The organism is Janthinobacterium sp. KBS0711, from assembly GCF_000988085.1.
Lineage (GTDB): Bacteria > Pseudomonadota > Gammaproteobacteria > Burkholderiales > Burkholderiaceae_D > Janthinobacterium > Janthinobacterium lividum_E.
In genome coordinates this window covers 93,441-109,504 of the sequence record NZ_LBCO01000011.1, presented here as the reverse complement: position 1 = coordinate 109,504, position 16,064 = coordinate 93,441, and the positions used below count along the sequence as shown (strand labels likewise).

Below are 16,064 nucleotides of genomic sequence, written 5' to 3'. Positions count from 1 at the left end.
GATTTGTGGTTGAGAAGCGCAACCGCACTTTGGTGCGGTGCGCATCGCCAGCCGCAAGGCGCCCCGCGCAGTAGCTTGCGACAGCCGTCATCACCCAGCGCGAATGGCGCGGATCTGCTGGGCCGTTTCCTCGATCTCCCGATACGCTTCCTGGATATAACCATTGATCGGGTGTCCATCCATCCACTCGAAATAGGCGCGCTCGTCGTGTTTGATGGCAAAGGGAATGTGGTGGTCGCGTATCGATTCGGCCGTTTCGCGCACCAGCGAGGCAAAAAGCAGCTCAATAGTTTCCATGATGGTCACCTTGCGAGACAGGAATGCAGAGCATTTAATGTAGCACAAAGCAGGCCGGCGGCGGCGATGCTTGTCTGCCGTGCGTGCCTAGGCCTCAGGCCGGATGGCCGATATGCTCGTACAGGATCACGCAGCCGATGATGATCAGCACGAGGCCGCCCACCAGTTCGGCGCGCCGGCCCGCCACCGTGCCCAGCACGCGGCCCAGCATCACGCCCAGGGTCACCATGACGAAGGTGGAAAAACCGATGGCGGCGGCAGTCACGACAATATTTGCGCCCAGCAAGGCCAGACCCGCGCCCACCACCATGGCGTCGATGCTGGTGGCCAGGCCCGTCACGGCCAGCACCCAGAACGAGTGCGACTGGGCCGGCGCTTCCTCCTCGTCGCTATCGCCGAGGGCATTGCGTATCATCAGCAAGCCGATGATGCCCAGCAGGCTGAAGGCGATCCAGTGGTCCCACGCTTCCACGTAGGGCGCTGCCACGCTGCCCAGGGCCCAGCCGATGATGGGCGTGATGGCTTCGATGACGCCAAAGATCAGCCCCGTGCGCAGCGCCTCGCGCCATTGCGGCTTGTGCAGGGCGGCGCCCTTGCCCACGGCGGCCGCGAAGGCATCGGTGGACATGGCAAGCGAGAGGGCGGCGGTGGCGGCGAAATTCATCGTTGGCTTTCAGTAAAACCTGGCTGGGATGGTAAGTTACAAACTATAAACCCGGCGATTTTACCCTAGGTACAGCACGACCATGGAAGCGGCCAGGCAATACGCGCCAAAGAGATGCCAGCGACCCTGTTCCAGCCAGCGCGACAGCCAGCGCAGGGCCAGCAAGCCGGCCAGGAACGAGAGCAGCATGCCCAGCAGACTGGGGCCGAGCAAGTGCAGCAGGCTGTTGCCGTGTTCCAGGTGGTCCAGGCTGCCGCTGGCCACGGCCTGGTAAAAGCGCCAGCCTTCCTTGACCAGCACGGCCGGCGTCAGCACGACGGCCAGGGCGAAGCTGAATTCCTCGGCGCGGCGCTGCGGCACGCCCATGGCGATGCCGGCGGAAATCGTGGCGCCCGAGCGGGAAAAGCCCCGGAAGGGCAGACACAGGCCTTGCACGGCGCCGATCACCATCGCCTTGCCGATGGACAAGGTGCCATGCTGGCGCGCTTGCTGGCGCGAGGACACAATGATCAGCACGCCGGCGGCGGCCAGCGCGGCGGCCATCAGCTTCGCGTTGCCGAACAGGTGTTCGATCTCGAATCCGGGCGCATCCTTGCTCATGAAATGGGTAATACCCTTCAGCAAGCCGAAGCCGACGATGCCCGTCAGGGCCGTGGCGGCCGCGAGCAGCAGGACATTGCTGCGGAAGGCGCTGGCCGAACTGAAATACGTGGCGCGCCAGGATTTCCAGAAATACACGATGACGGCAAACATGGTGCCCGTGTGCAGCATCACCAGCAGCATGGTCAGCTCCGGCGACGTGGGGTCCAGGCCCATCAGCTTTTCCGCCATGATGACGTGGGCGGAGCTGGACACGGGCAGCAGTTCGGCAAAGCCCTGGACGATGGAAAGAATAAATAGTTGCAAGAAGCTCATGGGTATCTGTACTCGGGCGGGAAAAGCAGGGCCGCCGATTTTACCCGCCAGATGTGGCGCGCCAGCCCCGCGCAAGATTACAGTTTGTCCATCTTGTTATTGGCCGGCCGCTCCTTGCGGCTTGAACACGGCGCGAAAAGCCCGCAGAGCTGCCGGGTGATAGATGGTGCCGTGGGTTTCTTCCGGCATCTTTTCCACATGCCATTGCAAGCCGGACGGCGCCTGTTTCGCCAGCACGTCGGCCAGGCGCTGCACTTCGATGGCGATGCCTGACTCGCTGCTGGACGCCAGATACAAGCTGTGTTTGCCTGGCTTGCCCCTGGCCATCAGCGCTGCCGCCTGGCGCGGCAGCGCGCCCCCATTCCACCACAGGCTGGGGTCGAACGCGAGGTAATGGTCGAACAGCTGCGGTTCCAGCAGATAGGTTTCCACAACGAACAGGCCGGCCAGCGATTCGCCGACGATGGCAGTCTCACCCGTCGTGCGGTAGCGGCGCTTGATTTCCGGCATCAGTTCGTCGCGGATGAAGGCCCGGTAGGCGGACGCGCCGCCCACGACGGGGGCGATCTTGCGGTCTTCGGCACTGTCCGTCGGCCCCGTCAAATCGCGCCGGCGCTGCGTGTTTTGCATGCCGACCAACATGAAGGGGCGCATCGTGCCATTCGCTACCGACACTTGCAGCAAACCGGCCACGTGCAGGAAATCTTCCGCCACGCCGCCGTCCGGCATGTACAGCACGGGCAGCGGTGCATCGGGCGGCGTATCCCAGGCGCGCGCCATGTACACATTGATGTGGCGCTTTTCTTTCAGCGCCAGCGAATCGATGCTGAAACTTTCGCCGATGACGAGCGGCGTGGCGGCGCTGGCGGCAGCGGTGGCGGCGAGGGGGAAGTAACTGGACAGCAGCAGGGCGGCGGTGAGGTGCAGTGCAAGGCAGGAGTGGCGCATGTGTTCCCGTAATAAATAGTGGATCGATGGCATGTACTCTTACAGACATGCCATCGGGTGATTCTATCTTATCTTTGAAGCAGCATTATTTGATCGTCAAGAGCTGACGCTCGCGCACGATACCGGCCTTGTCGACCGTGTAGGCGACCAGCAGCGCGCCATCCTCCGCGCAGGCGTGGCAGGTGATCAGGGGCGTGGAAAACAGCAGGCGCTGGCCGCCATCGCTGGTGGCCGTGCTGCCGACGAAATCGGCGGGCGCAAACGGGACGGAGTCTGGATGGGCGGCGGCAAACGCGCGCCAGGCCGGTGTGGCGCGGTCTTCCTCGCGCACGGAGCCTTCGTCGACGTCGATGGCCGCGCCATCGCTGCCGATCAGCAAGGTGCCTTCGTTCGTGTTGGCGCGGAATGGATAGGTGACGGTAGCCAGGGCCGCCTTGCCCAGCGGGCGCCAGGCGGAGATGAAGCCGGCCTTGTTTGCCTTCACCAGCATCCGGGCGGCGGCGATGGCTTGCGGATGCGCGCCGCTGCGCTGCATGGTGCGCAGCAGGCAGACGTCGGGCGCCGTGGGCGATTGTTCGCTGCGGCAAGCCGACAGCGAGCGCTCCTGCCAGACGGCACGCGCGTCGATGGGGCCGATGGGCGGGAGGCTGGCCGCCTGCGCGGCCGCCAAGTTGGATAAGGCCAGCATGGCGCAGCAAAATACGTGGCGGGAAAATCGTGTGAGCATGGACGTCTTTCAATAGCGGAAACAAGAGTTGCCGATTATAGAAGGGGGTTGGCGTGCAAGCGCGCACGGAACGTCCGGCTTGCGCCTCGATTAACGCTTTTTTGCCGCCGCCTGGCGCAAGGCCTTGGCTTCCTGCTTGTTGGGGATGTGCGGGCGCGTGGCCAGCTCGGCCTTGACGGCAGCGATGGCGGCGCCGAACAGTTGTTCGGCCTGCTCGACGCTGGCACCCGCATAGTGCTGCTGGTTGGATTGAGCGGCGCGCAGCCGGCGCAGCAGCGCCAGCAATTGCTTGCCGTGCAGCGCAGTTAAATCTTGCGCCAGCACTTGCACGCCCAGCGTGACCTCCACATGCTCGGGGGCAAGCATGCGCAGCAAGGCCAGGCCTGCGGGCTGGGCGACCGGGGTCAGTTTGGGCTTGTCCATCAGCAGTTTAGAACTCCGTAAAGGATTACAGGTATTCCCAGATTTCATCGAAGGTTTCGCGCGCGAAATCGTTGCGCCACGCTTCCGAGTTCTTTTCGCGGCTGACGGCAAACACGGCGCGCCACGTCTGCTTCGGCGAGCTCGTGTAGGTCGCGGCGATCTTTTCCAGGCCGGCCTTGCATTGCTCGACCTTGCAGCCGCTCTTCGCCAGTTGCTGGGCGGCGGTTGCCCATGCCACCGGGACCTTGACAACCTGGCATTCGAAGCTGACGGCGGCCGTCTGCATGCCGTTTTCCACCGTCACCGGGTCCGCCTTGGTGGCCTGGCAGGCGGCGCCATTCTTGGCAGCGATGACGTTCGCGGCCAGCAGTTCAGCGGTCGGCGTCACTGCCGCGCGCATGTCGGCGGGGAATAGGTCCGCGATCAGCTTGCCCGTTTGCGTTGGAAACTGGGCGTCTGCTTCCTTCAGGGCGCTGTACGACGCATACTCGGCGCTTTGCTGACCCGCCAGACGGGTAGGGCGCAGGTAGGCGTTGAGCTTGGCGACGCTGGCTTCATCCTGGTTGATGATGGTCTTGATGTACAGGTTGGTCACTTCGAGCGGCGCCAGCTCTGCGGCGTCGGCGGCGATGGCGGGCTGCATCAGCGCGGCGGCGAAGGTGGCAGCCAGCAGTCTGGCGGCAGGGAATTGCTTGTGCATGTATTTTCTCCACGATTCAATGTCAGGAGCCAAAAGATGCTCCGTAGCAACTCTGGCGCGCGCATTATAGATGGTGAAAGTCATAACGTTGCACACCTTAGGCGTCCCCCTTGCTGGCCGCTTCAAGCAAGGACAGCAGCAGCTCCTTGCGTCGTCCTTCCGCCTTGCGCGCCAGGGCAGCCAGTTTTTCCAGCTTGCCCCAGACGGGATACAGCATGTGTTCCACCAGATAGCCGTCCAGCCCTTGCAGTTGCTGGCAGAACAGCTCCAATTTTTCCACCTCCTCCAGTTCCGCCTGGATCTTGACCTTTGCGTTATCCGTGCATACGCGCAGGCACGCCGCCAGCACGGGAGCGGAGTCGCGCGTGACGCCGTGTTGCTCGGCAAAGGCCGCCGTGAACTGGTCCTGCACGGACTGGTGTTCCTCGTCGACGTTGGCCATGTAGTGCTGCACGAGCGGGAAATAGCGGGCATCGAGCAAGCCCAGCCCAAACACGGCGTAACTGCCAGGCATGCAATTCTTTTCGCCTTCCGTGTCGGCATAGAATTCGAATTGCTCGATGGCCGCGCGCGCATACGCTTCCAGCTGCGGTTGCAGGGACGCATGGGCGAGGGCGTTGGCAAAGAAGCGGTGCGTGTCGGATTTCGCCAGTCCCTTGATCGGCAAATAGGCCTTGGCCTTGGATTTGAGCTTGATCTGGTAGCTTTTCGGGAAACCGGCTTGCAGCAAATGCGTGATGAAGGCCAGCGCCTGCGCATACGCGCCTTCTTCTTCCTGCGTGATGGTGATGTTGATCGTGGCAAACACATCGTTGGCGCGGCATTCCAGCAGCGTATTTTTTACGTGGATGTCGGCATCGGGGAAGGTGCCGCTGCCTTCCTTGAGCATGCGCACGGCCCGTCCGCTGCCCAGCTCGCGCGCGATTTCCAGGAATGTGAGGCCGGTCGATTTGGCATAGCTCGGTTCGTGACGCAAGATCATCACAGCGCCATACAGCAGCAGGTCGATCGCTGGCAGCGCTTGCGCATCGGGCGCCGTGTCCGCTTTCAAGGTGTACTCCGCGCTGCGGTAGCTTGATTTCTGCACATCATAAAATCGCGGCAGGAACTGTTTTTCCGCCCACGCCGACACGGCCCGGATGATATCGCCGCGATGTTCGGTCAGTGCCTGCGGGCTTGACTTGTTCAGCTGCTCGATGCGTTCGAATTGCGCGATCGTCCAGGCGATATCGGGCTGCGGAAACAGCTGGGGATCGAGCAGGTGGCGCGTCAGGAAGAAGGTTTCCAGCTTTTTCGTCGGCCTGCTGCCATGCGTGAGCTTTTGTTCGATATACGCATGTATGTTTTTCAGCAAGGCCTGGCGCTTGCCGTCGTTGACGTGTTCCAGCAAGGTCAGGTGCAGCTTGCCCTGCGCCGTCTGGAACTTTCCGCGCAAGGTGAAGCGGTAGTCGATCATCGGCGTGTCCACCAGCGGCGCCAGGCGGGCTTGCACCAGCGCCACCAACTGTGGCGCGATCAAGTCACGCACTTGCGCATCATCAAGGCGTGCCGGCGTCCGGGGACGCACGTCGTCGTCGAAGCCCAGGTCGATTTCATCGGCAGCGGTGCGGCCCGGTTTGTAATCGAGCAATAAATCATTGAAGACACCCATCTGCAAGGTGGTCCGGTTCACAGCGTCTTCCAGGTCCGTGCGCTGCAGGCGCTCATCGAACCAGGCGTGGATGGCCGTCGTCATTTCTTGTGTTGCCTGCTCTAACAGTGTGCTCATTGACTTCCTTGCATTGCGCGTGACAGTGCCATGTTTAATATAAAGCACTATTTTAGGTGGATAGGGCCGGCTGCAACAAGGGCCACACACGAGCGACTACTGGTATGCGCTTATGTTCGGTGGCAGACGGTAGCTTGTGCGCCTTGTCGCTATTCTCGGCGTATTTCCAGCGGAAAATTGCGCCGAGCTTGCGCGCCATTGCCGCGACAACCTTGTCAGGAGCCACCCGGCCATGCCCTATGAAATTCTCCGCGACAGCATCGCGCTCGAGCAGGCGGGTGACGCCATCCGCTTCCATTTGTCCGTCTTCGGGGTGGAAAAGACTTGCCGCATCACCGTCACGGCATTGCGCAGCCTGGACCAGGGGCAGGGCGGCGACTTGTTGGTCATCTTTGACACCCATCGCCTGCGCATCGGCCAGCGCGCCTTCTCCTACCTGAGCCGCGATTTGCTGGTCAGCGGCGTGGTCTTGCGCGCCCTTGATTTCTAGTCACTTTTTCCTGCGCTGATGCGCGCGCCTTGGCCAGGTATGGTATTTCCGCACAGATCGTCAAGTAAATGCAGGTATGGCTGGACGGAAATGTTACATCTGGGTATTCTGCGCATCTGATACTTATTTCTATACAGAAAAAGTTAAGAGGGCGGTTCGGGCCGGCGGCAACGCGGCGCGCACTGCCAAGCAAGGTCAGGCATGCAAAGGTGAAGTCGTCCGCTTGCTGAGCGAAACGGTCGTGTTTCGGCTCGCGGCGGACAGGGAACAGTGCTGTCATCTTTAAAATAGTAGGAGAGGTTGCTCATGGATGCAGAAAAGGATGTTGTGTACGGTACAGAAGATTTGTTGATGAGTTTGTGCAACTCGGTGGTGCGGGTGCTCAACGTTGCAACGCAAAGCAAGGTCAATTACTCAGGCATGGTGCAGCGCATCACCAAGACGGGCCTGAAGCCGGACATCGGCTGCTTCGTGATGTTCGATGGCGGTTTCACGGGCCTGGTCGTGCTCAATTTTGCCGCCGATACGGCGATGGAAATCTACGAGCGCTACATGTTGCACATGGGTATGCCGAAGTCGGAGCTGGCCAGCTTCTACACGTCGGACGAAGTGTCGAACATCATGGGCGAGCTGATGAACCAGATCGTCGGCGACTTCACGGGCAAGGTACGGCGCGAGCTGCAAACGAACATCACCCAGAGCCAGCCGAAGATGCTGGTGCTGAACAAGCAGGTGATGCTCAGCGTCGACACGCCGCTGGACCGCCCGGAAATGCGCCGCGTCACTTTCTACACGGAAAAGAACAATATTTTCTATCTGGAACTGGCGATCGACCGTACCGAATTCATCAAGTTGCACGATTTCGATTCGCGCGAAGTCGACGCCGACTCGCTGATGGATGGCGAATTCGCGAACCGCGAACGGAACGCCGCCCCGGCGCCTGCGGCGGAACCGGAAGACGACGACAACGCCGACCTGCTCAAGTCGCTGGGCATGTAAGCAGAGCTTGTTGACAGTACTTGAGTGCTTGACAATGGCTGGCGGCAGGTTTGCCGCCGGCCATTGTCATTTACAGCCTACAAGGTCTTGCTCATGAATACCCGGCTCGTCCCTTCGGGACTGCAGGCAATGTTGCCGAAGCGGCGCCAGCCGCGGCGCTCGTAAAATTCGGGTGCCTGGAAACTGATGGTGTAAAGCACCGCCGAGGCACAGCCGCGCCGGCGTCCTTCCTCTTCGAACTGCGCCAGTATCTGGCTGCCCAGGCCCGAGCCCCGCATGGCAACGGGTAAATAAAACAAATCGAGAAACAGCAGGCCCAGCGAGGTCCGGCCCATTGCGCCGCCCAGCACCCGCTGGCTGTCGCGGTCGCGCACGACCACGCTCAATGCCTGTCTGTCCTGGTATCCCGTGATCGCATCGTTGTAGGCGTTCAAGCCCTCGAGGATGGTTTGCTCGACCTCCGCGTCGATCGTGGCGCTGACGCAGATAGTGTAGGGTAATGCAATGTGCGGGTGTGCGGGCATGCTGGGCAGGGCAATAGTGGATGACTGTATGAATATACAGTATTTTATCTATTCACGCCCGACTTGTTGCGGCAAAGTCAATGTGTCCATGCGGCGCTTGCCGACCATGCCGCTTTGCTGGCTGTCATCGAGCGACCAGTATTCGAGCGCATACGCATAGCTGCCATCGACGATGGTCAGCGTTTCCTTCTGGCGGCCGTTGGGCGCCTTGTAATACAGGCGCCGCGCGGGCCTGCCATCCACCGTCTGATTGAACGATTGCGCCGCCATGCGGGCGCGCTTGCCCGTCTTGCCTGCCATCGACATTGCCGTAATCGTCACGTAGGCCCGGTCCGGGCAGCGGGCCAGCAGGTGCGCGCCGCTGAGGATGGCGGGCTGCGTTTGGTCCAGCGGGAAGCCGAACGGCTGTATGCCGACGATATCCTGGCACCCCATCTGTCGCGCCAGGCCGGTCAGCGCGGCCGGATCGAGCGCGCTGCTATAGTGTTTTTCAGCGGCCTGCGCCTGGCCCAATGCCAGGCGGCGTTCCAGTTCGGCCAGCGAGATGTCGCTGGGCACGGGCAGCGGCGCGGGCGCATCGGGATCGGCGGCCTTCGACGTTTCCGCCTGCATGCGCGCGGCAACCGAGTGGCTGCTCCCGGTTGTGCCATCGAGGGCGTGGGCGAATGGCGCGGCGCCGGCAAGGGCCATGGCCAGCGATAAGGCCGTATGTTTCAGCATGAATGCTCCTGGGATGCTTGCGGTCAGGCGAGCTTGAACGCGTCTGGCCGCAGAGAAAAATGACACGCATTGTGTATCAGATTGCTGCTTTTGCGCTATTCCTGGCGTGCGCCATGTCTTGCAGTTCAACGCGGGCTTTGCATGAAGGGAAAAGTATTTATCGTTGGATTTTTGACAGAATAGTTCCCGTTTTTGAGTCAAAAAGCCATATCTGTTCAAGATTGATCACGATAATATCGCCACCTGACATCAGTTGAACGGGATCGATTATCGTTGCATCGGCATATCGGTGATACTCCCCCATGAAGGGCGTAGTGAGCTTTCCTATGTAGAGCGCGCGTAAATTGCCTTTGAGCTTCCTCGCAATTTCCGGCGCGACTTCGAAGGAGGAAGAGATATCTGAGCTCCCGGCAACATCCAAGTTTTCAAATGCTACAGCGCAAACATTATAAAGAATGCTTGTGGCATTGATGGTCTCGCCAAAGCTGGTTTTGGCAACATACGCTCTGCTGTATTCTTTTTTTGCATCCAGATCGATCGCTCTATTGTCAGGACCGCTGTCCCATATTTTTTGGCTAAATGAAATTGATATATTGACATTCATTTTTTTCGAATCAGGATCGTAAGAGCGCCAATCGATATTTATGGGATCTACAAATGCTAAAAGGCTGCTGGCGTTCACATTGCCATACAGTTTGTCCTGCCGAATTTTTTCTGCCCTCACTTCGTAAGCCGCTGAGGTTTCAAATGCATCTTTTTCTGGCTTGAGGGGGATTAATGCTTTGGCGATTGCACGGCAACTACTTCCCTTAAAATTTTCTGGAAGTGCGTCCTGAGAGGCATTGAAAGAAGTTTGCAAATAACTTGGTAAGGCAGCCTTTGTTTCGCGATCCAAAGTACTTTGAAATTTCTTTATGCGAACAACTTCTTCCTTTATAAATCCATCTGTGCTGGATTTGAAAGCGGGCTTTCTAACATAATCAGCTGCAATTGAGTGGTTTGCTATAAATAGTGCTGCAATAGAAGATGCGGAAATAAGTGCAATATTTTTCATGGGGCTTTTATCGTGGAATTTATGTGTTTTACTTTAAGCTTTATCGCTTTCGCGTTTAAATGCCAGTCGCATAATAATGCCGAATAATATCGACAACCTCACTCCTGGCGCCCAGTCATCGCCGACGCGATCTCGATCGAACTCAGTTTCCAGCCCCACACGCCATGGCGCTGCAGGACCAGCGCGCCTTCCTGTACATTACCGTCTTTCGCGCGCACGACGAAGGTGTTCACGCCGGCATAGCCTGCCGAATACTCGGCCTTTTTCTGCGCGCCATCGGCAGGTGTGTCTGTCGTGTCGCTTGCTTGCGGGCTGACGGCGCTCTTGTTGACCAGCGCGACGACGCCTGCTGGCGAGACCATGGTGTCGACCATCTTGCCCAGCATGGCGCTGGCGATCGACTGGCCCAGTGCGGCCAGCGGGTTGTCGCTGCCGGCGGTCGCCGCGATGCTGCGCGCCATGCTGACCTCCAGCTGTGTCTTGACGCTGGCGCGCAGGGCGGGAAAGTCCACGTGTTCGGCCAGGGCTTCGGCATTGCGTTCGGCCAGGGCGGTCTTGATCTGGTGCAAGGCATAGTAGGGCGAAGAATAGGCGGCGACGGCGACGGCAACGGCGGCCATGGCCGTGGCGATGGTAATTTTTTTCAAGTGATGCCTGTGAGATGAAAGTGATAGGAGTACCTGTCCCGCCATTGTACTGCGCGCCTGGCGGCGCCACGATGGCTGCGCTGCGCTGCGCTGCGGAGCCGGTCGTGCCGCAGGACGTTATCGGGTCGCAAAAGATGCGCTTGTCACGTCCCTGCCTGCGAAGACGGCGTGCCAGCGCAACGGTCTGATGCGTGCTGTGCCAAGACTATTGCTTGCATTAAATAGTCCCTGGAGACTGCCGGGCGTCGAGGAATTCGTTCGGTGCAACGTTCCTTGCCGCCGCGTCTGCGTCTTGCGGCCGTCGATCAACGCGCGCACCACCGGGCGCCGAACAAAATAGGGTGCTCTTTTCCTTTCCCTCCGAGTCAAGGGTCGGGATGCCGACTTCGATGCCCGTGACCTGGCCCTTGATCCAGTCGCGCGGTACGGCAAGGACGGCTTGAGCGACGCGGCTTCCGTCAATACAAAGAACTTTCGATTTTGCTCAAGGAAGGTGCAGTGCGCGATGCGAGGATGGTCGCTCGGTAGGCTAACATGAAGAATGACTTTACACATCATCCCTAAAGCCGAACCGCCGCAATCGAGGGGCGTGCGCCGCGTCTCAGCCAGAAAGCCCGCCGACGTGCCAATGCCAGCGCTGCGGCGGGCGTGAAGTCACGGAAGCGTGGATCGGCACGATGCTGAAGGCGGGAAATTCATAAGCGGGACACGGCAGATTATCTGCGTTGGCTGCCTGCTCAAGGGGGAAAGGGCTGTCGTTATACAAAAGTAAGCCAGTCCGCTTCTGCGGATTTTTTTACGATCATTTCATGTCTGAGCGAGCTGTACGCCGACGACCGGGGGCTGGGTGCCCGCGATCAACTGGCGGAACGCGGGCGTGAATTGAACGAACGCGACCAAAGCCTGATCGCTGAGATGGACTATGTCACCGAGCAGGCACGGGCCAACGAGTCCGAAGCGCATCGCCTGCGCGACGAAGCCGCGAGTCTTCAGACTGCCAAGGGCGCTGCTGCCGCACAGTCGCAAGTTGCACCGGCCACGGCCGAAAATCCAGTCAAGGCCGCCAGGCGTCATCCCTGGCCAGCGCCGCCCCGCGCACAGGGGCATTTCACAAACTGTACTCCGGAAAGCCAATATGCCAACCATTCCCGCCGGCGGCACGCCGCAAACCATCACGTTGCCCGAGGGCCAGGTTCTGAATGCCAGCGGCAGCCCCGGTGCGGCTGCTGTCATCTACCGGCTCGACCAAGTGCTGGATGAAACGAATTTGCCGCAGTCATGGCTGGTCGGCGCTGGCGCGCTGGCGTCCATTGGGCCATATGCTGGTCAGGAGCGTTTTGTGGTGACGTGCATGGCAGGCTCTGTGGATGTTGCGACCAGCAGCGCATCACTCAATGACGCGGCAGTGGCGCTGGATGCGTTTGGCCGTGTTATCGGGGTCGGTGCATGGGGTAGTGCCACGGCAATTGAGCGACGCCCAGAATGGAAAAAAGATAATTTTCGTAGAAAGCGCTTTGCTGTGATCGATGATATGTCAGCGGCAGTTTCCGGTGCGATGCGCTGGACGCGGTTTGGCGGGACTGCAGCAATCTCTAATTCTCAAGAATTCGTCAAGGACTCTCTGGGATGCTTCAGCGCGATGAAAATTTCTGGGCTGTCCAGTTTCGAGCGACTGCAAGGGCCGTTGCAAAAACCGATTGTTCCCAGTGCCGGCACGGTCACGGTTCACCTCTACATTACCGAGATGCCCACTGACTATTCAAATACCCCACCTACGCCTCCCACATACCGTGGGTGTGGCGTTCAGGTGGTTCTGAGCGCCGACAGCGGATTTTCCCACACTACGGCCGCATCGTTCACGATGACCAGCGCGCAGTTTTTGCGCAGTGGCTGGAATGCGCTACAAATGAATAGTGCAGATGATGGAAGTCTGAATACTACGGGCGTGCCGGCATGGACGTATGGGGGCACGACGCCTGGCGGCGCAGATACGAGCTACCCATACATGCGCCTAGTCGTCAGTGGCATGCAGCCAATGGCCACGACGACACCGGTACTGTACTTGGGTGGCGTTTTTCAGGGCGGGGAGGGCCAAGCGGCCGTGCTGGTGAATTTTGACGATTGCCACCAAGATAGCGTGGACCTGTGCAATTTGTACCGCTCCTACGAAATCCCAGTTTCGCTGGGCGTGGTGACAGGTACCATTGGCTTGGGTAGTCAAATGTCGGAATCGCAGTTGCGTACCGTGTACGATGCCGGGACGGATTTGTTTGCGCACACGACGGACCACGTCGTACTCGACACCATTCCATTGAGTGCTGCTATTACCGAAATGGCGGATTCGCGAAGCTGGCTCCTCGCCAAGGGTTTTTCGCGTACCGCGGATGTTTTTGCATTTCCACAGAACGTAGGAAACGACCGACTGCTGGCTGCAGCAAAAGCAGTTGGCTATCACGTTTCTCGCTGGAGCCGGCCGGGCTGGCTACCTACCGCGCAGGGCATCGATAACCCGTCGGCCGTCGGCAGTCGTGACCTGGGCGGAAAAACGTTGGCACAGGTTAAAAAATGCCTCGACTCGGCAGAGCTGTACAAGTGCATCCAGATACTCTATGGCCATCGAATCACCTCCAAATCTGTCACGGCGATGACGCACGCTGGTGGCGTGGTCACGGTAACGTCTGCGGGGCATGGCTACCCGAACGGCAGCCTCGTACATCATCGCGGGGCAAATCAGATGGAATTGAACGTACCTGGCATCGTTGAGAACGCCGCAGCGAATAGCTATACGTTCAGGGCCACGGGCGTTACGGCTGGTACCGCGACGACTGCCAATGGCATGTGGTCATTCTCACCTGACTATCCTGCGGCCGGCGGCGTGCCACCGGGAACGCTGTACTGGAATTATTCGGACCACATCGCATTGTGCCAGGAAATTGCCGACCGGATTACCGCCGGCACTCTGGTGGCGATCAATTTTTCCACACTGCTAGATCGCTGCCGCGTATAGCAGGCAAGCGCACCAGATTTTAGGTGGTGCGGAGCATGGCGGACCCGTCTTGCGCAGCGCGGCGCTCAGGACTTGGACGAGGCTGAGGTCAATCACTTGATGCGGATGAGCGGTCTGTAAAAGGAAAAGGCGGCCACGGCTGTCACGCCCGCTGTGCTCGACATCGGCTCCAGCGTCGCCAAGGCCAGGGAATTGCTCGACATCTTGACGGCCATCGACTCCGCCACGAAATCAGCCGCCGCTATCCGCCGTCATTTTGCGAATATTGCAAATGTCGTGCGAATGTCGGGTACCGCAGCTAAAGGTGGGTAAATCGACAGGTCAACGTTAAATCTTGCCTTGAAATCAATTTCCTATTTTTGGTGTGCTGGTGCTATCGATTGTTCACCGAAAATTGTTGAATATACAGTTGTAAGTCATTGTTTTAGGAGGTGTTATACAGTGGTTCATGGGGGTTGCTGTATAATGGAGGGAAAGTACTTAACTAGCTGTTTTAACTGAATAAAGACCCAATATCACATGCTATCTACAGCAAATATTACGATGCAGTTTGGCGCCAAGCCATTGTTTGAGAATATCTCCGTCAAGTTCGGCGACGGCAACCGCTATGGCTTGATCGGCGCCAACGGCTGCGGCAAGTCGACGTTCATGAAGATCCTGGGCGGCGACCTGGACCCGTCGGGCGGCAACGTCATGCTCGATACCAACGAACGCCTGGGCAAGCTGCGCCAGGACCAGTTCGCCTTTGAAGACATGCGCGTCCTCGACGTCGTCATGATGGGCCACACGGAAATGTGGGCCGCCATCCAGCAGCGCGACGCGATCTACGCGAACCCGGAAGCGACGGACGACGACTACATGCAGGCGGCCGAGCTGGAAGGCAAAGTGTCCGAATACGACGGCTACACGGCCGAATCGCGCGCCGGCGAACTGCTGCTGGGCGCTGGTGTCGCCATCGACCTGCATCAAGGTCCGATGAGCAATGTGTCGCCAGGCTGGAAGCTGCGCGTGCTGCTGGCGCAGGCGCTGTTCTCGAACCCGGACATCCTGCTGCTCGACGAACCGACGAATAACCTGGACATCAACACGATTCGCTGGCTGGAAGACGTGCTCAACGAGCGCAACTCCACCATGATCATCATTTCCCATGATCGCCACTTCCTGAACCAGGTGTGCACCCACGTGGCCGACATGGACTACGGCACGCTGAAGATTTATCCAGGCAACTACGACGAATACATGTTCGCCTCGACCCAGGCGCGCAACCAGCAGCTGGCCAACAACGCGAAAGCGAAAGACAAGGTTGCCGAGCTGCAGGAATTCGTGCGCCGCTTCGCCGCGAACAAGTCGAAGGCCCGCCAGGCGACGTCGCGCGCCAAGCAGATTGAAAAGATCAAGGTCGACGACATCAAGCCATCGTCGCGCGCCTATCCGTTCGTGCGTTTCGACGGCGAAAAGAAACTGCACCGCCTGGCCGTGGAAGTCGAGAATATCTCGAAAGGTTTCGACCGCCAGCTGTTCAAGAACTTTTCCATCATGGTGGAAGCGGGCGAACGCATCGCCATCATCGGCGCCAACGGCGCCGGCAAGACCACCATGCTGCGCTGCATCGCGGGCGACATCGCCGGCTTGCAGCCTGATCAAGGCCGCGTGAAGTGGGCGGAAAACGCCAACGTCGGCTACATGCCGCAAGATCCGACGGAAGATTTCGCCAAGGACACGAATCTGACCGACTGGATCGGCCAGTGGACGAAAGAGGGCGACGACGACCAGGCCGTGCGCTCCATCCTGGGCCGCCTGCTGTTCGGCGGCGACGATGTCAAGAAGGCTGTCAAGGTGCTGTCCGGTGGTGAAAAGGGCCGCATGATGTACGGCAAGCTGATGCTGGGCCGCCACAACGTGCTGATGCTCGATGAGCCGACCAACCACATGGACATGGAATCGATCGAATCCCTGAACATTGCGCTGGAAAAATACGCGGGCACCCTGATCTTCGTGTCGCATGACCGCGAATTCGTTTCGTCGCTGGCCAACCGCATCATCGAGATCAAGGAAGATGAAGTGGTTGATTACCGTGGCAACTATGAGGATTACCTCAAGAGCCAAGGTATTGATTAATTATGTAGGGTAACGTTGCGTCGGATTACGCGCTGTGCGCTAATCCGACCTACGTCAGGGTGA

16 protein-coding genes are annotated in these 16,064 nt (G+C 59.3%); 4 read left to right on the top strand and 12 right to left on the bottom strand.

What is annotated here, in order from left to right; all coding sequences use genetic code 11:
• Nucleotides 1–90 precede the first annotated feature (90 nt).
• The 8 genes from VM94_RS06865 to VM94_RS06830 all read right to left on the bottom strand — a co-directional run bounded on the left by VM94_RS06865 (nt 91) and on the right by VM94_RS06830 (nt 6,442).
• Nucleotides 91–297, bottom strand: coding sequence for a hypothetical protein (locus VM94_RS06865; protein ID WP_046682793.1), 207 nt, complete (start codon nt 295–297; stop codon nt 91–93).
• A gap of 94 nt (nt 298–391) precedes the next feature.
• A complete protein-coding gene (gene mntP / locus VM94_RS06860; protein WP_046682792.1) occupies nt 392–961 on the bottom strand; it encodes a manganese efflux pump MntP in 570 nt (189 codons plus the stop codon).
• A 60-nt stretch (nt 962–1,021) separates the two neighbouring features.
• On the bottom strand, nt 1,022–1,876 hold the full coding sequence (locus tag VM94_RS06855; protein WP_046682791.1) for an undecaprenyl-diphosphate phosphatase: 855 nt from the start codon (nt 1,874–1,876) through the stop codon (nt 1,022–1,024).
• 96 nt (nt 1,877–1,972) lie between these two features.
• Complete coding sequence (locus tag VM94_RS06850; RefSeq protein WP_046682790.1) at nt 1,973–2,824, bottom strand: alpha/beta hydrolase; 852 nt, start codon at nt 2,822–2,824, stop codon at nt 1,973–1,975.
• 85 nt (nt 2,825–2,909) lie between these two features.
• Nucleotides 2,910–3,512 (bottom strand): hypothetical protein, encoded by a 603-nt coding sequence (locus VM94_RS06845; RefSeq protein WP_052755589.1) that lies wholly within the window; start codon nt 3,510–3,512, stop codon nt 2,910–2,912.
• Nucleotides 3,513–3,641: 129 nt separating this feature from the next.
• Nucleotides 3,642–3,974 (bottom strand): hypothetical protein, encoded by a 333-nt coding sequence (locus tag VM94_RS06840; protein ID WP_046682789.1) that lies wholly within the window; start codon nt 3,972–3,974, stop codon nt 3,642–3,644.
• Between the two features lie 25 nt (nt 3,975–3,999).
• Nucleotides 4,000–4,674: a hypothetical protein gene (locus VM94_RS06835; protein ID WP_046682788.1), complete on the bottom strand. Its 675-nt coding sequence runs from the start codon at nt 4,672–4,674 to the stop codon at nt 4,000–4,002.
• Between the two features lie 97 nt (nt 4,675–4,771).
• A complete protein-coding gene (locus tag VM94_RS06830; RefSeq protein ID WP_046682787.1) occupies nt 4,772–6,442 on the bottom strand; it encodes a DUF6138 family protein in 1,671 nt (556 codons plus the stop codon).
• Between the two features lie 232 nt (nt 6,443–6,674).
• Between VM94_RS06830 and VM94_RS06825 the strand changes: the two genes are divergently transcribed.
• Nucleotides 6,675–6,932 (top strand): DUF1488 family protein, encoded by a 258-nt coding sequence (locus VM94_RS06825; protein ID WP_046682786.1) that lies wholly within the window; start codon nt 6,675–6,677, stop codon nt 6,930–6,932.
• Between the two features lie 306 nt (nt 6,933–7,238).
• Nucleotides 7,239–7,931 carry a DUF3334 family protein gene (locus VM94_RS06820; RefSeq protein WP_034756036.1) on the top strand — a complete coding sequence of 231 codons (693 nt, stop codon included), beginning with the start codon at nt 7,239–7,241 and terminating at the stop codon, nt 7,929–7,931.
• Between the two features lie 77 nt (nt 7,932–8,008).
• Here VM94_RS06820 and VM94_RS06815 read toward each other — a convergent pair whose 3' ends face one another.
• The 4 genes from VM94_RS06815 to VM94_RS27165 form a co-directional block, all read right to left on the bottom strand.
• The gene (locus VM94_RS06815) at nt 8,009–8,455 is read right to left on the bottom strand and encodes a GNAT family N-acetyltransferase (RefSeq protein WP_046682785.1); all 447 of its coding nucleotides are present in this window, start codon (nt 8,453–8,455) and stop codon (nt 8,009–8,011) included.
• 48 nt (nt 8,456–8,503) lie between these two features.
• Nucleotides 8,504–9,175, bottom strand: a complete 672-nt coding sequence (locus VM94_RS06810) for a hypothetical protein (protein WP_046682784.1) — start codon at nt 9,173–9,175, stop codon at nt 8,504–8,506.
• 157 nt (nt 9,176–9,332) lie between these two features.
• Nucleotides 9,333–10,229 (bottom strand): hypothetical protein, encoded by an 897-nt coding sequence (locus VM94_RS28135; RefSeq protein WP_138829100.1) that lies wholly within the window; start codon nt 10,227–10,229, stop codon nt 9,333–9,335.
• Nucleotides 10,230–10,327: 98 nt separating this feature from the next.
• On the bottom strand, nt 10,328–10,876 hold the full coding sequence (locus VM94_RS27165; RefSeq protein ID WP_052755588.1) for a DUF2939 domain-containing protein: 549 nt from the start codon (nt 10,874–10,876) through the stop codon (nt 10,328–10,330).
• A 1,135-nt stretch (nt 10,877–12,011) separates the two neighbouring features.
• Between VM94_RS27165 and VM94_RS27155 the strand changes: the two genes are divergently transcribed.
• Both VM94_RS27155 and VM94_RS06785 read left to right on the top strand, forming a co-directional pair.
• Complete coding sequence (locus VM94_RS27155) at nt 12,012–13,883, top strand: polysaccharide deacetylase family protein (RefSeq protein ID WP_052755585.1); 1,872 nt, start codon at nt 12,012–12,014, stop codon at nt 13,881–13,883.
• Nucleotides 13,884–14,402: 519 nt separating this feature from the next.
• Nucleotides 14,403–16,001, top strand: coding sequence for an ABC-F family ATPase (locus VM94_RS06785; RefSeq protein WP_034756044.1), 1,599 nt, complete (start codon nt 14,403–14,405; stop codon nt 15,999–16,001).
• Nucleotides 16,002–16,064 lie beyond the last annotated feature (63 nt).

Excerpts from the sequence above, each read along its gene's own strand:
- VM94_RS06785 (WP_034756044.1), top strand. The coding sequence starts at position 14,403 with ATGCTATCTACAGCAAATATTACGATGCAGTTTGGCGCCAAGCCATTG.
- VM94_RS06815 (WP_046682785.1), bottom strand. The coding sequence starts at position 8,455 with ATGCCCGCACACCCGCACATTGCATTACCCTACACTATCTGCGTCAGC.
- VM94_RS06840 (WP_046682789.1), bottom strand. The coding sequence starts at position 3,974 with ATGGACAAGCCCAAACTGACCCCGGTCGCCCAGCCCGCAGGCCTGGCC.
- VM94_RS28135 (WP_138829100.1), bottom strand. The coding sequence starts at position 10,229 with ATGAAAAATATTGCACTTATTTCCGCATCTTCTATTGCAGCACTATTT.
- mntP (WP_046682792.1), bottom strand. The coding sequence starts at position 961 with ATGAATTTCGCCGCCACCGCCGCCCTCTCGCTTGCCATGTCCACCGAT.
- VM94_RS06855 (WP_046682791.1), bottom strand. The coding sequence starts at position 1,876 with ATGAGCTTCTTGCAACTATTTATTCTTTCCATCGTCCAGGGCTTTGCC.
- VM94_RS06850 (WP_046682790.1), bottom strand. The coding sequence starts at position 2,824 with ATGCGCCACTCCTGCCTTGCACTGCACCTCACCGCCGCCCTGCTGCTG.
- VM94_RS27155 (WP_052755585.1), top strand. The coding sequence starts at position 12,012 with ATGCCAACCATTCCCGCCGGCGGCACGCCGCAAACCATCACGTTGCCC.
- VM94_RS06835 (WP_046682788.1), bottom strand. The coding sequence starts at position 4,674 with ATGCACAAGCAATTCCCTGCCGCCAGACTGCTGGCTGCCACCTTCGCC.
- VM94_RS06865 (WP_046682793.1), bottom strand. The coding sequence starts at position 297 with ATGGAAACTATTGAGCTGCTTTTTGCCTCGCTGGTGCGCGAAACGGCC.
- VM94_RS06810 (WP_046682784.1), bottom strand. The coding sequence starts at position 9,175 with ATGCTGAAACATACGGCCTTATCGCTGGCCATGGCCCTTGCCGGCGCC.
- VM94_RS06830 (WP_046682787.1), bottom strand. The coding sequence starts at position 6,442 with ATGAGCACACTGTTAGAGCAGGCAACACAAGAAATGACGACGGCCATC.
- VM94_RS06825 (WP_046682786.1), top strand. The coding sequence starts at position 6,675 with ATGCCCTATGAAATTCTCCGCGACAGCATCGCGCTCGAGCAGGCGGGT.
- VM94_RS06820 (WP_034756036.1), top strand. The coding sequence starts at position 7,239 with ATGGATGCAGAAAAGGATGTTGTGTACGGTACAGAAGATTTGTTGATG.
- VM94_RS06845 (WP_052755589.1), bottom strand. The coding sequence starts at position 3,512 with ATGCTGGCCTTATCCAACTTGGCGGCCGCGCAGGCGGCCAGCCTCCCG.